We start from the raw sequence: 15,113 nt of genomic DNA on the forward strand, positions 1-15,113 counted from the left end.
TTACTATCGTTCATCAACCAATTAACCCTCAGCTTGGATTTCAGACAGCTCGTCGCGCCCCGCACGGGGCGCGTGGATTGAAACCCCCACAGACAACGGCATCTACTCCTAGTGTATCGTCGCGCCCCGCACGGGGCGCGTGGATTGAAACTTATCAGTTCCACGGGTCAGTGGAGCAATCAGTCCGACATTTCTTTTGTAAGAGCCAAATTTACTATCGTTCATCAACCAATTTTTTTCCTTTGAATTTTTATGGAATTAGTATAAAATTCAATTAAGAGACACGCCTGAATTGAACAGATCATATAATATATTTCCATAAGGAGAGCATCCGATGAAAAGATATTCCTTTGTAATCCTTGCCCTAGTTGTTTCAGTCTCATTCTTCATATCTTCCTGCGCAACCGGCATCAAGCAGGCTGAAGAAGCTCCTGTTGACAATACATTAAAGATCATAGAAGGCGGCAAGCTGTATGATCAATGGTGGGTGGTTGTCAAAGGGGCTGAAGAGCCGAAACTCAATCATCCGTTATGGTCGCTGCAGAGCATGAACAAAAGAAGCGGCAGCGATACCTGGAGATGCAAAGAATGCCACGGTTGGGATTACCTTGGGAATGAGGGAGCGTACAGCTCAGGTTCTCATAAAACAGGATTTGCCGGCGTGCTCCAGATTTCGAAGATGTCTGTAAAGGATATAGAGGCGATCCTGCTGGGGTCAAATAACCCGTTTCATAATTTCAGCTATGTCATGGACTATGACGCCATTAATAACCTTGCCCTCTTTTTAAAAGAAGGGCTGATCGACGACAGGGTATATATTGACTCCAAGACAAAGGCCCCTTTTAATGCCGATCCCAAGAACGGCAAGGTACTGTATGAAAAAATGTGCCTCAAATGCCACGGCTCTGACGGCACTGAGCTTAACTTCGGCACAGACCAGAGCCCTGAGTATGTCGGGACTATCGCTGTATCAAACCCATGGGAACTTGTTCACAAGATAAGGTTCGGCCAGCCCGGCAGTATTATGCCGGCCCTCAGGCTCAGGCTGAAGCTTTCTGAGAAAGAGAACAAGATGCCGTCCGGAATAGAGACAGGATATACCATGCAAGATGTAATGGATATTGTAAGATACTCACAGACACTGCCCAAATAAGGTTTTCTGAAAAAGAGTTCATATATGGGATGAGGAGATTAACAGCCCCTCATCCCATATTTTTTATGATATCGGCTTTTTGCTTTAGAAGAATCAATGTGCCTGCCAGGCATGCACCTGCAACTGCCTCAAGCGCGCGCTGCGTGCCTACATAATGCGCCAGGCTTCCAATCGCCAAATTCCCGAGAGTTGCCGTGCCGAGAAAGACGAGCGTAAATGCGCTCATGACCCTGCCCCTCAGCCTGTCAGGGACTGCAAGCTGAAGCATGCTGTTCGCAGTTGCTATATGGCTGACCGCTCCCCAGCCGACAAAGAAGAGCATGGCATTGGAAAGCCAGGCGGCAGTTGAAAAAGAGAATATTAGCAGGCTTATCGAAAATACAATCCCTGATACGGCAAGCAGCAGCCCTTTTTTTGAATGGTCACCTTTAAGGACAAGGCTGATAGCTCCGGCAAAAGCGCCCGCGCCTGCAACGCTCATCAGGATGCCATAACCTGCCGCTCCGGTATTAAGGATATCCCTCGCGTATACAGGTAAAAAACTTATATAAGGAAGTCCGAAGAACCCGGTTATGGCTATGAACATCAAAAGTGTATAGACGCCCGGCTCGCTGAAGATAAAGCGTATCCCCTCCTTGAACTCTTCGACCACTCCCTTTCTCTCCTCTTCCTTCTTTTGGGATACCGGAATTCTGATCAGCATAAGCCCTATGATAGCGGCCAGAAAGCTCAATGAGTTCATGAAAAAACAGGCCGCTATGCCCATGAAGCTTATTAATAATCCTGCGACAGAAGGGCCGATGACCCTTGAACCGTTAAAGGCGGCCGAGTTAAGGGCGATGGCATTCATAAGCTTATCCTTGCCGACCATCTCAATAAAAAATGCCTGCCTCGCCGGCATATCAAAGGCGCGCGTCGTCCCGACAAAAAAAGCGATGACAACGACATGCCAGACCGTCACCACATCTGCCATGACCAGAAAAGCAAGAAGTAACGCAAGGAGCATGAGTGCAACCTGCGCAGCAATAAGTATCTTCCTCTTTGACAGCCTGTCAGCCGCAACGCCGCCTGCCAATGAAAAGACAACCGAAGGCAGTGATGCGGCAGCGCCCACAAGGCCGAGATAAAAAGGCGAGTCAGTCAGCTTCAGCACAAGCCACCCCTGTGCGGCAGAATGCATCCACGTGCCGGTAAGGGATATCACCTGCCCGAACCAGTAAAGGCGGAAGTTCCTGTTGTAGAGCGATGAAAAAACTTTAGAGGACATGGTCAAATTAATATAACACAACCCTCTCGTTGCCTTGTGCCTTTATGCCGGTGTAACTTCGTCATTATCTTTTGACATGAAAAACTCCATGCAGTATCATAACGTGATGAAGAAGATAAGGCTTACAGAAAAAGTAAAAGCAGCAGGCTGAGCAGCCAAATTAGGTCCGGCGGACCTATCCGAAATACTGACAGACCTGCATAAATGCAAGGACCGGAGCGTTGTCGTGGGCCCGGGGGATGACGCAGGCGTATTCCGCTATAAGGACACACTTATGGTGGAGACGGTTGATGTCATCACGCCGATAGTTGACGACCCGTACACCTTCGGGGCGATCTGCGCCGCAAACTCTGTGAGCGATGTTTACGCCATGGGAGGCAAACCACTCACCGCTCTTGCCATACTGGGATACGCATCATGCGATTTCGGCCCTGATGTCATAAGAAGCCTCATGAAGGGCGCCATGGACAAACTTCACGAAGCAGATGTCTGCCTTATCGGAGGCCATAGTATTGAGGACAATGAGATAAAGTTCGGCTTTGCTGTTTCAGGAGTCGTTGAAAAAAATAAACTATTGAGAGTAGACGGAGCGTCTGAAGGCGAGATACTCATCCTCACAAAAAAGCTCGGCACAGGCATACTGACCTCAGCGGTGAAACTCAGGAAGATGAAAGAAGCCGGATTAAAAGATGTTATTGACTCTATGCTAACGCTCAACAAAACCGCTGCAAAGGCTGCTGTTGCCGCAGGGTCTCAGGCTGCTACCGATGTGACAGGATTCGGTCTGCTCGGGCATGCTTTGAATATGGCGGCAAGCTCTAAAAAGAATCTTGTCATCTCATATGATGATATCCCGTTTATGAATAGAGTGAAAGAATTTATCGCGGCGGGCGTGATACCTAAAGGCGCGAAAAAGACGCTGGAGTTCTGCAGCAGGAATACAAAGTTCTCTGACAGGCTTTCAGATATCGACAAGATAGCGCTCTCTGACCCGCAGACCTCAGGCGGCATGCTCATAGCCCTGCCGCAGAAAGGGCTCGCAACATTCAAGAGGCTTATGAAGAAAGAGAATGCCCCTTACTGGATAATCGGAGAGGTTGTTAAAGGCAAAGGTGCGGTTATTGTCAGATAACGGGCTGGATGAGATCAAAAAGATGATCGCCGACTATATGGAGAGCGGTTTTCTTGATAATATCATTGCGATGTTCAGGCAGGACAAAAGCCTGTACATCACCATCGGCGATATACTCGGAGATGAGAGGCTGCGTGTAAGGATAGGAATGACCGCGCTGGTTGAGGCCCTGATAGATGAAGATTATGTCCACCTCCATGCCGCCATACCAGGGATTGCAGCGCAGCTTAATAATCCAATCCCTACCATACGCGGCGACGCAGCACACCTGCTCGGCATCATAGGCCACAAAGATGCCCTTCCTTATTTGTTGAAAGCGCAGGATGAAGGGCACGCCCATGTCAAAGAAGTGATCGATGAATCCATAGAGGCGATCAGACAGAACGCGCTTTCTGAAAAGATAATAAACGGCGAATAGATAATTCATATTGCCAATATGAAAAAAGCCCTCAAACAGTCAATCGCAATAATCTGCATATTATTTTCAATGGCATTCTGCGCCTCCTCTCAAGCAAATGAGAACGGCCTTTACGATTCTGAACTGGCAAAGGTCAAGGCATGCGATGAGTCATCTGATTTCACCAAACTGAGGCTCTTATATTCAAAGACATCCAAATATAATCCATATGCTTCTGACCGTGAAAAAAGCGAAGCGATGTACCAGTCGTTCAATGAAGGGAAGTTTGAAGAAGCCGTCAGCTATGCCAACCTGATCTTAGACAAAAATTATGTCGATCTTGATGCTCATATATTATTGACATTCGCCTATCAGGAGATCGGCAACGCGGAGAGGTCAGGTTTTCATGACTTTGTAGTTAATGGTTTGCTGAATTCCATACTTGCTTCAGGAGACGGTGAGTCCGCTAAGACCGCCTATGTGGTCATCAGCGTAAAAGAAGAATACGCCATCCTGAATCTCCTCGGCCTTCAGGCAGATGAACAGAGACTGGTCAATCAAGACGGCCACAGCTATGATGTATTCAAAGTCACAGACCTCAAGACCGGGCAGAGTTCAGTATTGTATTTTAACGTGGACATTCCCTTGGGCTGGTTGGAGAAGAAGATTTAAACTCTTTCTCATTTCATGCGGGTAAATGACTAATGCGATGCTACGGTATAAACAACGAAGGGAAGATAACATTAAGAAAGGCGGTGTAGAGATGGCAATGAAGATATTTAACCAACGACAAAATAAACTGATTTTTATTTTATTGATGTTGATGATGGTTGTCCGGGGTGGGAGTGGATGGGCGGAGGCGCAGAAAGATACACAGGCAAAACAAGATGAGTTGGTATGCGGGGATACGAGGATTGTATCAGAGCTTATATGTCCTGCTGAAATAGATTCAGTGGATTTTTTTAATAGTTATGAATGCGAACAAAATCTGTTTATAACAAATGAACAAAAATTAAAAACATATATAGAAGGAAGAATTTGGTCATGGGGATGCGTGGAAGGAAATAAAACTAAATACATTGCTATTACTTATGATACGGGAGGTAATGGTCGTTGTGGCTTTTTTCACTGGACAGATGTATATGATTTGAAGGGGGAATTTTTAATGAGTGATTATTTTAAATCTTCTTCTGTCGATGAAGCATTGTGCGCTCTTTCTTATGTTAATGGCTGTGAAGATTTTAAGAATTTTTGCGAGGGATTAAGCAAATCTGCTGTAAGTAAGATTAAAAACGAGGTTAATAATTGGAAAATAAATAGAGAGAAAATTGAAGAGTTAATAGGTAAAGATGAGAAATTCCTAAAACAGCCTAATTATGGTTATAAGAGAGAAGAATAAATTACTGATACTTACTGACTCGTCTCACTTGATGTAGAAATTTCCACAGCCGGAGCCGCGCCCATCTTGTCAGGATTGATGATCCATATGATACCGAAGCCCTTCTCCTGGTAGATCCTCGCGAGTCCGAGCCTTGATATCTCAAGCAGCGCGAGGAAGGTCACTATGATCGAGACCTTTGTATAGTCGCCTTCAAAGAGGTCCTGAAACCTTATGCCGTCCTCCTTCTCAAGCCTTTCAACGATGAAGTTTATCTTGTCGGAGATCGTGAGCGTCTCTCTGGTTATCTCGCGCATCTCCATAGGCGCGGTCTTAAGCAGCTCCTTGAACGCGGAGATCAGGTCAAAGACGCTCATCTCATCAAATAGCGGCTCAGGCTCAAAATCAAAATCTTCTTTTTGCGGAAGCGGCCTGTGAAAGACATTCTTCCATGTCTCTTCTCTCGTTCTCAGATACAATGAAGAGTCTTTGAACGCCTGATACTCCAAAAGCCTCATGACAAGCTCTGACCTCGGGTCTTCAGGCGCTTCGTCAGCTGCCACTTCATCAGGAGGCAGCAGCATCTTTGTCTTGATATGGATGAGCGTGGCTGCCATTACCAGGAACTCGCCTGCGATCTCAAGGTTCAGCTCCTTCATGAGGTCAATATACTCGAGATACTGTTTGGTAATATGAACTATGGGTATATCATAGATATCGATCTTCTCCTCTCTTATCATATGGAGAAGGAGGTCAAGCGGCCCCTCAAAATCAGGCATCTTAAAGAGGAAATTTTCCTGCTCTTCTGCTTGTAAAATATCTTCGCTCATTTCGGAGGTTATTATAACACGGAATATATTTTTTTCTTGACTTTTTTGGCCGATTTTCTGTTCAGATCAAAGATTAATTTTCATAGAGAAATCTTAATAAAAAATGCTTGCCTATGCATGTTGTTATCGTATATAATACTTAACCTTTCTTCGGGCTTTATCAACAAGTTATTCACAATTGTTGATAACTATTATTTTAATTGCGTTAAGGAACCCTTTCATTGCATTTAGAAAAAGAGATGGACATACAGGAAACCTGGGACAAAACCCTTGAAACTATTCAGGAAAAGATCGGCAGCCAGACCTTTGACCTGTGGTTCAGGCCGATCAAATTCTTATCACTGAAAGACCAGCAGCTGGCCCTTGAGGTCCCTAACAAGTTCTTTAAGGAATGGATAGAAGACCACTTCCCCATGCTTATCTCAACAACTTTTTCAGGACTGCTGAAAGAGAACGTCTCTGTCAAGTACAAAGTCACTGAAAAAAAAGAGAGCATTGTGCTGAAAAAGGTGGAGATAAAACAGGAGAACAGAAGGGTCAAGCTGGCAAAACGCGGCATCTTTCTTAACCCGAAGTTCACTTTTGAATCTTATGTTGTAGGGCCGAGCAACCAGTTTGCCCATGCCGCTGCCCATGCTGTAGCCGATTCGCCGGGCAATGCGTATAACCCCCTCTTCATATACGGAGGCGTCGGCCTCGGCAAGACCCATCTGATGAACGCTATCGGCAATAACATCATAGACAAGAACCCGGACATAAAGCTCATGTACGCGCGGGCTGAACAATTCACCAATGAATTCATGAACTCCATACGGAACAAAAAGATGGAGAGCTTCAAGGAGAAGTTCAGAACTTTCGATGTCCTTCTCATTGATGATATCCAGTTCATAGCCGGAAAGACCGCCACACAGGACGAACTCTTTCATACATTTAATTCACTGTACGACAGGCATAAGCAGATCATATTCTCAAGCGACAGGTCTCCGAGAGACATATCAGAGATCACCGAGAGGCTCAGGTCAAGGTTCGGCATGGGGCTTATCGCGGATATCCAGCCCCCTGAGGTAGAGACAAAGATGGCGATACTCGGAAAGAAGTCCGAACTTGAAGGCATACATCTTCCGGAAGACGTCTCAGTGCTGCTTGCGACCAGGATAAAATCCAATGTCAGGGATCTTGAGGCCGCGATGATAAGGCTCGGGGCACACTCGTCGCTGTCAGGCAGGGAGATAACAGTGGAGATGGCAAGGGCCATACTCAAGGACATGATCCATGATGAAGAAAAGGCGCTGACAGTCGAGCATATCCAGAAGATAGTCTGCGAATATTACGGTTTAAAGCTGCCGGATATCAAGGCTAAAAAGAGGACAAGGGACATCGCCTTCCCGAGGCAGATAGCTATGCATCTGTGCAAGACCATGACCCACTCGTCCCTCAGCGATATCGGCAGGAAGTTCGGGGGCAAAGACCACTCTACAGTCATACACGCCTGCAAGCTTATTGAAGAGCAGAGAAAGAACGATAAAGACTTCAACGCCAAGGTTGAATACCTGATAAAAAAATTACGCGAGATCTAATAACATAATAAATTCATAGTCTGAAATTTCAGGAGGGGAAAATGAAGCTCAGGATAGAAAAAGAAGAACTGCAGAAGGCGTTACAGAATATCCAGGGGATCGTGGACAAGAAGACGACAATGCCTATTCTAAGCCATTTCATGCTGAAGGTCGAAAAGGCCGCATCATCCATAATGGCCACTGACCTGGAGATAGCGCTGAAAGGCCCTGTGGATGGAGAGATAATAGAGAAAGGCAGCATCTGTATCCCGGCAAGAAAACTCTTTGAGATAGTAAAAGAGGCAGATGGAGATATCCTTCTTGAATCACAGGAGAATAACTGGCTGAGGGTCACATCCGGCAAAAGCACTTTTAAGCTGATGGGCCTGCCTGAGGAAGAGTATCCGACACTGCCTGCAATGACAAAGGCAGAGGATATCAGCCTGGATGCCGGCGCATTCAAAAATATGATAGAAAAGACCGTCTATGCCACAGGCGAGAGCGACACAAGGTACACCCTGAACGGCCTGCTGATACACCTCGTGCCGGGAAAGAAGGCCACAGAGATAATTATGGTGGGAACCGACGGGCACAGGCTTGCCATCATCGCAAACAAGATTGCTGGAGATATCTCCGGAGAGATGAAGCTCATCCTGCCTAAAAAGGCCGCCCTGGAACTCAGGAGGATACTTGAAACAAGTTCAGGCGAGATAACACTGCACCTCGACAAGAACCATATCTTCTTTACGATAGGGGATATAGTCCTGACATCAAGGCTCATTGAGGGAAACTATCCCAACTATGACCAGGTGATACCGAAGGGCAATGAAAGAGAAGTAGTGATAGATAAGGCCACCTGCCTGAAGGCGCTGAGAAGGACCTCGATAATGAGCAGGGAGAGGACAAACGCGGTCAGGTTTGACATAGAGGCCGGCAAGATCACCCTCATCTCAATAAACCCGGATATCGGCGAGGCAAGAGAGGAGATAGCAGCCCAGTACAAGGGAGATCCGGTATCCATCGGATACAACGCGCGCTACCTTATGGATGCCATTCAGGCGATGGACGGTGAATCAATAAGGTTCGAGATACAGGAACCTTTGAGCCCCACTCTGCTTGTAGAGACAGGCGGAGAAGGCGCCAGATGCGTAATCATGCCGATGAGGGTCTGAGAAAAAAGTTTAAAAACGGAAAGCGAAAATTAAGGGGACATAGATGAACGAAAATACGAACGAAAATACTAAAGAAGTAAAAGAAGACAGCTACGGTGCAGGGGATATCAAAGTTCTTAAGGGCCTGGACGCAGTAAGAAAGAGGCCGGCGATGTACATAGGAAGCACGGGTTTTGACGGACTTCACCACCTCGTTTATGAGATAGCAGACAACAGCGTTGATGAGGCGCTTGCCGGCTACTGCAACGAGATAAATATCACCATACATCTTGACGGCAGCATAACCGTTGTTGACAACGGCAGGGGTATCCCGACCGGCGTGCATCCGACAGACCCTGAAAAGAGAACGGCCGCTGAGATAGCGCTTACCGAGCTTCACGCTGGGGGCAAGTTCGAGAACAAGGCGTACGCCATATCCGGCGGGCTCCACGGCGTGGGCGTATCTGTGGTAAATGCCCTTTCAGAATGGCTTGACCTTGAGATCAAGCAGAACGGCGAGGTATGGGAACAGCACTATAAAAGGGGAATCCCGGCAGGCCCGCTCACAAAGGTGGGCAAGACAAAGAAGAGGGGCACAAAGGTCACCTTCAAGCCTGATACAGAGATATTCGAGAGCGTTGAATTCAGTTATGACACCCTGAGCAACAGGTTCAGAGAGATCGCATATTTAAATAAAGGCATTACTATCAAGGTTGCTGACGAGAGGTCGGGCAAAGAAGATGAATACCATTACGAAGGCGGCATAGTCTCGTTCGTTGAACACCTTAACAAGAACAAGACCCCGCTTCACCCCAACCCGATATACGTTGAGAAAGAGAAGGACGGGACATCTGTTGAGGTGGCGCTCCAGTACAATGACGGATACTCTGAGACGCTCTACTCTTTTGCAAATAACATCAATACAAAAGAAGGCGGCACGCATCTCGTCGGCTTTAAATCAGCGCTTACAAGAACGGCCAATACTTACGCGGCCGCAAACGGCATAATCAAGAACCAGAAAGAGAGCCTTACCGGTGATGACATACGGGAAGGCCTGACAGCGATAATAAGTGTAAAACTCCCTAACCCTCAGTTTGAGGGACAGACCAAGACAAAGCTCGGGAACAGCGAGATGAAAGGGATCGTGGAGACCCTTGTCAATGACACGCTCGGCTATTATTTTGAGCAGAACCCCTCTGTCGCGAAGAAGATAATCGAAAAGGCTATCCAGGCATCAAGGGCAAGGGACGCCGCGAGAAAAGCAAGAGACCTTACGAGGCGCAAAGGCGCGCTTGAAGACACCGGCCTGCCGGGCAAGCTGGCTGACTGCGCTGAGAAGAGCCCCGAGCTTAGCGAGATATTCATAGTAGAGGGAGATTCCGCCGGCGGCTCCGCGAAACAGGGCCGGGACAGGCAGAACCAGGCGATCCTCCCGCTTAAAGGAAAGATACTCAATGTCGAGAAGGCGCGTTTTGACAAGATGCTTAACTCCGATGAGATAAAGATATTGATAACAGCTTTGGGCACGGGTATCGGCTCTGATGATTTCAATATCGCAAAGGCGCGTTACCACAAGGTCATAATCATGACTGACGCTGACGTGGACGGCGCGCATATAAGGACGCTTCTTTTGACATTCTTCTTCAGGCAGATGCATGAGATGATCGAAAGGGGATACCTTTACATCGCCCAGCCACCGCTCTTCAAGGTGAAGAAGGGCAAGACTGAAAAATACATACAGAATGAGCGGGAGCTGGAGGATATGCTCTTTGAACTTGCCTCAGATGAAATAAAGATACAGGCTGACGGCAGCCTGCTTACCGGCAAGGCCATCATCCCGTTTATCAAAAAAATGTCAAAACTTGCCAAGCTCACCGAATGGTACGCAAGAAGAAAGATCGATACAAAGATCATTAACGCTATCATTGACCTTGGCGGGAACAAAGAGAGCATAAAAGATAACGCAAGCATAAAAGGCCTGCTCAAACAGCTTAAGCCGAAATTCCCCGGGCTGTCAGAAACGATAGAAGAAGATGAGGAGCATCAGGCGTTCCGGGCACGGACAGAAAGAGACGGCATGACCCTTGTTATTGACAACGAACTCTTCGCCTCCCCTGATTTCAGGGAATTTCAGGCCCTGCGCTCAGGACTGAAAGAACTCGGGCGGCCGCCGTTCAAGATCATCCATGAAGAAGAGGCAATCGAGTTTGAAAAGATAAGGGACCTGCTTGACCATATATTATCGATAGCAAAACATGGCATAAACATACAGAGGTACAAAGGCCTCGGCGAGATGAACCCCCAGCAGCTATGGGAGACGACCATGGACCCGAAGAAGAGAACTCTCCTTCAGGTAAGCATTGAAGACGCGGTAAAGTGCGAACATATATTCACAACGCTTATGGGCGACAATGTCGAGCCGAGAAAGGCGTTTATCGAACAGCACGCGCTTGAGGTAAGCAATTTAGATATTTAAAGACAGCTTTCAGCGATTAGCTGTCAGCAGTCAGTTATTATTTCACTCATTAATTCCTGACAACTGATAGCTGACAGCTTTTATAAAGGAGATTACATGGAACGTTCAGTGATAAATATTGAAGAAGAGATGAAGACATCCTACCTTAATTACGCGATGAGCGTAATTATAGGCAGGGCGCTTCCTGATGTAAGGGACGGGCTCAAGCCTGTCCAGCGCAGAATACTCTACGCGATGCTCAGGGAAGGATTGCTTCCGGGCAAGCGATACTCCAAATGCGCCGGCGTTGTCGGAGAGGTGCTCAAGAAGTACCACCCGCACGGCGACTCAGCGGTCTATGACGCGCTTGTCAGGCTTGCGCAGGACTTTAATATGCGGAATATCCTTGTCGACGGGCAGGGCAACTTCGGCTCTGTTGACGGCGACCCTGCTGCCGCGTACCGTTATACAGAGGCAAAACTTACAAAGATAGCAGAAGAGATGCTCACTGACATAGACAAGGAGACAGTTGACTTCATCCCCAACTATGACGAGACAACTACCGAGCCTACTGTGCTGCCTTCAAAGGTTCCGAACCTTATCATCAACGGCTCAGCAGGAATAGCGGTCGGCATGGCGACAAATATCCCGCCGCACAATCTCGGCGAGATAGTGGACGGCCTTCTTATGATGATAGCCGACCCTGATGTCGAGATATCCGCACTGATGAAGAAGATCAAGGGGCCTGACTTCCCGACAGGCAGCGCCATATACGGGAAAAAAGGCATAGCTGACGCCTACATGACAGGCAGGGGACTGATAAGGATCAGGGCAAAGACGGTTGAAGAAGAGTACTCAAAAGGCACGCGCATCATCATCACGGAACTGCCTTATCAGGTGAATAAATCAAGGCTCGTGGAGAAGATAGCCGAGCTTGTGCGCGAAAAGAAGATCGAGGGCATCTCCGATCTGCGGGATGAATCAGACCGCAAAGGGATAAGGGTTGTGATCGAACTGAAGAAAGGCGCTTTCCTCCAGGTCGTGCTCAACCAGCTTTACAAACATACGCCGATGGCAACCACATTCGGTGTCATACTCCTTGCCATAGTCAACGGACAGCCGAAGGTGCTTAACCTTGCGCAGATGCTCTCTCTCTTTCTGGACCACAGGCGTATTATCATCAGAAGAAAGACCGAGTTCGAGCTGAGAAAGGCCAGGGAAAGGGCCCACATACTTGAAGGTCTCAAGATAGCTCTTGATAATCTTGACGCGATAATCAAGCTCATCAGGGCGTCAAAGACCCCTTCCGAGGCGCTTGAGGGGCTGATGAATAAATTCCCTCTTACAAAGATACAGGCGCAGGCGATACTCGATATGAAGCTCCAGAGGCTTACGGGGCTTGAGCGCGACAAGATCATCGAGGACTATGAAGCGCTTATCAAGGAGATAGAGAGGCTTATATCGATCCTGGCGAGCCCTGAACTCATCAATAACATAATCAAGGAAGAGCTGGCCGAGATAAAGGAAAAGTACGCTGACAAGAGGCGCACGACGATCACAGGCGAGGCAGAGGATATAACCATAGAAGATCTCATCACTGAAGAAGATATGGTTGTCACGATCTCCCGCCTTGGTTTTGTAAAACGGACAGCGGCAGACCTCTACAAGAGCCAGAAGAGGGGCGGCACCGGAAAGAAGGGCATGTCTCTAAGGGGCGGCGCCGGAAAGAAAGGCACGGATGGAACAGCCGTTACATCAGCTGACGCGCAATCTCCTGTAATTGAGAGAGAGGAGGATATGGTCGAGACCCTCTTTAAGGCCTCGACACATGACTACGCCCTATTCTTTACGAATTTCGGCAGGCTCTACTGGCTCAAGGTCTACGAAATCCCGGAGGGCGACAGGGCAACAAAGGGCAGGGCCATCGTAAACCTCCTGAAAATATCCCCGCATGAAAGGATAACAGCGGTATTCCCTGTCAAAGAGTTCCGGGAAGACCAGTATCTGGTCATGGCAACAAGAAAGGGCACCGTCAAGAAGACGGCGCTTGAGGCATACAGCCATCCGAGGGCAAACGGCATTAACGCCATATCGCTTGAAGAGGGAGACGAACTCGTAGGCGTGAGGATAACCGGCGGGAATGAGGACATTAACCTCAGCACAAAGAACGGCCTCTCGATACGCTTCAATGAAAAAGATGTCAGGTCCATGGGGCGCACCGCAAAGGGAGTGAGAGGCATCAGGCTCAAAGCTGATGATGAGGTCGTCTCTGTGGATGTTCTGGATGAAGAGACCACACTACTCACTGTTACACAGAACGGGTTCGGCAAGAGAACCAGGGCAAGTGAATACAGGCTTCAGAGCAGGGGCGGCAAGGGAGTCTTCACTATCAAGGTCACGCCCAAGAACGGCAAGGTGGTCGGCGTACTCAAGGTCACAAAAGATGACGAGATAATAATCATAGCCAACAGCGGCAAGCTCATCCGCATGAAGGCATCAAGCATATCCCTTATCGGCAGGGCAACCCAGGGTGTCACCCTCATAAAGCTCGCGGAAAACGACAAGGTCGTCGGGATCGCGCTTGTTGCTGAGAAAGATGAAGAAGATATTAATGAGGATATGGCTGAGAAGAAATAAAGCCTTTTGAAAATAAAACAGCTTAAAGAGCTGTTGGATGAACTCTACAGCAGTTCCTTCAACAGCTCTTTGTAGTTTGGAAGGGCATCAACGATCTCAACACCTATGCTGTTGGTCAGTTTATGCGGAGGGGTCTTGTACAGCCACTTTACCCTGCAGTTCAGGCAGACAGGTTCTTTGCCTTGGGGTTCAAGCCTGACCTGAACTTCCGAGCCTGTAGAAATTCCCATCTCCTCATCCATGGGAAGCGTTCTCATGTATAAGCCATCCTCACAAATGCTGCTTGTAAAGCCCTGGAACGCTGAGTCCCCGTATAACAGCCTGGCCTTAATATTGACCATCTTCTTTGTAAGGCATATCATGTCTGAACTCCTTTATGTTTTTCAGGGATTGCGAAGTTTAAAATCAGGTTCTTATTCTGTTTATATCATTAAAAACCCCTTGCCTGCAAATTTAAAGTTGTCATAGACGGATAATTATGGCTTATTGGTATGATTGCGCAACTAAATGCTGCGAACGGTTCGTCAGTCTTCCCACCAGAGCCCATACCCGTAATGCCAGGGATAACCCATTTCAAAGCGGTGCCGGGGATATCTGTAATAGTCTTCCTTCCCCTCTTCCCAGAGATAAAGCTCTATTATCTTAAAAAGAGGATAAGTGTATTCGATCTCATCGATCATGCCTTTGCGCGTCCCGATATATTCACCGGCGATCGTGACCTCCCTCTTTTCCTGAAAGATCATAGGGTCAAGTATCCTGGCGCTGCCGGGGAAGAGCGCCAGAAACCTGCCTGCGGAATTATCAATGCCCTGATGGTATCCCCTTGAATCAACAGGAACGTACAGCGCCTCGATAAGCGAGCCTTCCTTTGTCAAAGTGGTTTTAGCTATGACCCCTCCGAACATAAGGGTCTTGCCCTGATAGAAACCCGGGTTTTGGGCCACATCTGACAATGTGAAGTTGTAAACAGATTGCCCGACAAGGCCCTGCCTGAGGACAGGCGCGCAGGATATAAGGATCATTGAGGCTATTATTATGAAGGCCGTCCTTCTCATATCTACATCTTACTTGATTTTATAATGAGAGTAAAATGTATGGGTGGTAAACGCTTATGTCAGAAATACAGGATTGGGGCGAGATGCTGTCGGGCGGGCCTA

At 47.7% G+C, this 15,113-nt stretch carries 13 protein-coding genes; 9 read left to right on the plus strand and 4 right to left on the minus strand.

Features of this window, described 5'->3' with window-relative positions; genetic code table 11:
• Positions 1-334: 334 nt before the first annotated feature.
• On the plus strand, positions 335-1,153 hold the full coding sequence (locus HY807_05140; protein ID MBI4825790.1) for a cytochrome c: 819 nt from the start codon (positions 335-337) through the stop codon (positions 1,151-1,153).
• A 49-nt stretch (positions 1,154-1,202) separates the two neighbouring features.
• Here HY807_05140 and HY807_05145 read toward each other — a convergent pair whose 3' ends face one another.
• On the minus strand, positions 1,203-2,420 hold the full coding sequence (locus tag HY807_05145; protein MBI4825791.1) for an MFS transporter: 1,218 nt from the start codon (positions 2,418-2,420) through the stop codon (positions 1,203-1,205).
• Positions 2,421-2,604: 184 nt separating this feature from the next.
• On the opposite strand from HY807_05145, the gene selD reads away from it, so the two are divergent.
• From selD to HY807_05165, 4 genes are all read left to right on the plus strand, one after another.
• On the plus strand, positions 2,605-3,552 hold the full coding sequence (gene selD, locus HY807_05150; GenBank protein ID MBI4825792.1) for a selenide, water dikinase SelD: 948 nt from the start codon (positions 2,605-2,607) through the stop codon (positions 3,550-3,552).
• Positions 3,542-3,970: a HEAT repeat domain-containing protein gene (locus HY807_05155; GenBank protein ID MBI4825793.1), complete on the plus strand. Its 429-nt coding sequence runs from the start codon at positions 3,542-3,544 to the stop codon at positions 3,968-3,970. The genes selD and HY807_05155 overlap by 11 nt, the downstream gene beginning before the upstream one ends.
• A gap of 18 nt (positions 3,971-3,988) precedes the next feature.
• Positions 3,989-4,621 carry a DUF4919 domain-containing protein gene (locus HY807_05160; GenBank protein MBI4825794.1) on the plus strand — a complete coding sequence of 211 codons (633 nt, stop codon included), beginning with the start codon at positions 3,989-3,991 and terminating at the stop codon, positions 4,619-4,621.
• A gap of 91 nt (positions 4,622-4,712) precedes the next feature.
• On the plus strand, positions 4,713-5,348 hold the full coding sequence (locus tag HY807_05165) for a hypothetical protein (protein ID MBI4825795.1): 636 nt from the start codon (positions 4,713-4,715) through the stop codon (positions 5,346-5,348).
• Between the two features lie 11 nt (positions 5,349-5,359).
• On the opposite strand, the gene HY807_05170 is transcribed toward HY807_05165, so the two are convergent.
• On the minus strand, positions 5,360-6,157 hold the full coding sequence (locus HY807_05170; protein ID MBI4825796.1) for a segregation/condensation protein A: 798 nt from the start codon (positions 6,155-6,157) through the stop codon (positions 5,360-5,362).
• Positions 6,158-6,396: 239 nt separating this feature from the next.
• Here HY807_05170 and dnaA point away from each other — a divergent pair, with 239 nt between their 5' ends.
• From dnaA to gyrA, 4 genes are all read left to right on the plus strand, one after another.
• Positions 6,397-7,734: a chromosomal replication initiator protein DnaA gene (gene dnaA / locus HY807_05175; protein MBI4825797.1), complete on the plus strand. Its 1,338-nt coding sequence runs from the start codon at positions 6,397-6,399 to the stop codon at positions 7,732-7,734.
• A gap of 41 nt (positions 7,735-7,775) precedes the next feature.
• Positions 7,776-8,885, plus strand: coding sequence for a DNA polymerase III subunit beta (gene dnaN / locus HY807_05180; GenBank protein ID MBI4825798.1), 1,110 nt, complete (start codon positions 7,776-7,778; stop codon positions 8,883-8,885).
• A 43-nt stretch (positions 8,886-8,928) separates the two neighbouring features.
• Positions 8,929-11,340: a DNA topoisomerase (ATP-hydrolyzing) subunit B gene (gyrB, locus tag HY807_05185; protein MBI4825799.1), complete on the plus strand. Its 2,412-nt coding sequence runs from the start codon at positions 8,929-8,931 to the stop codon at positions 11,338-11,340.
• A gap of 96 nt (positions 11,341-11,436) precedes the next feature.
• Positions 11,437-13,956 carry a DNA gyrase subunit A gene (gene gyrA, locus HY807_05190; protein ID MBI4825800.1) on the plus strand — a complete coding sequence of 840 codons (2,520 nt, stop codon included), beginning with the start codon at positions 11,437-11,439 and terminating at the stop codon, positions 13,954-13,956.
• Between the two features lie 44 nt (positions 13,957-14,000).
• Here gyrA and HY807_05195 read toward each other — a convergent pair whose 3' ends face one another.
• Positions 14,001-14,318, minus strand: coding sequence for a hypothetical protein (locus HY807_05195; GenBank protein MBI4825801.1), 318 nt, complete (start codon positions 14,316-14,318; stop codon positions 14,001-14,003).
• 162 nt (positions 14,319-14,480) lie between these two features.
• The gene (locus HY807_05200; protein MBI4825802.1) at positions 14,481-15,011 is read right to left on the minus strand and encodes a Slp family lipoprotein; all 531 of its coding nucleotides are present in this window, start codon (positions 15,009-15,011) and stop codon (positions 14,481-14,483) included.
• Between the last annotated feature and the right edge of the window lie 102 nt (positions 15,012-15,113).

Source organism: Nitrospirota bacterium (assembly GCA_016207885.1).
GTDB lineage: Bacteria > Nitrospirota > Thermodesulfovibrionia > UBA6902 > UBA6902 > JACQZG01.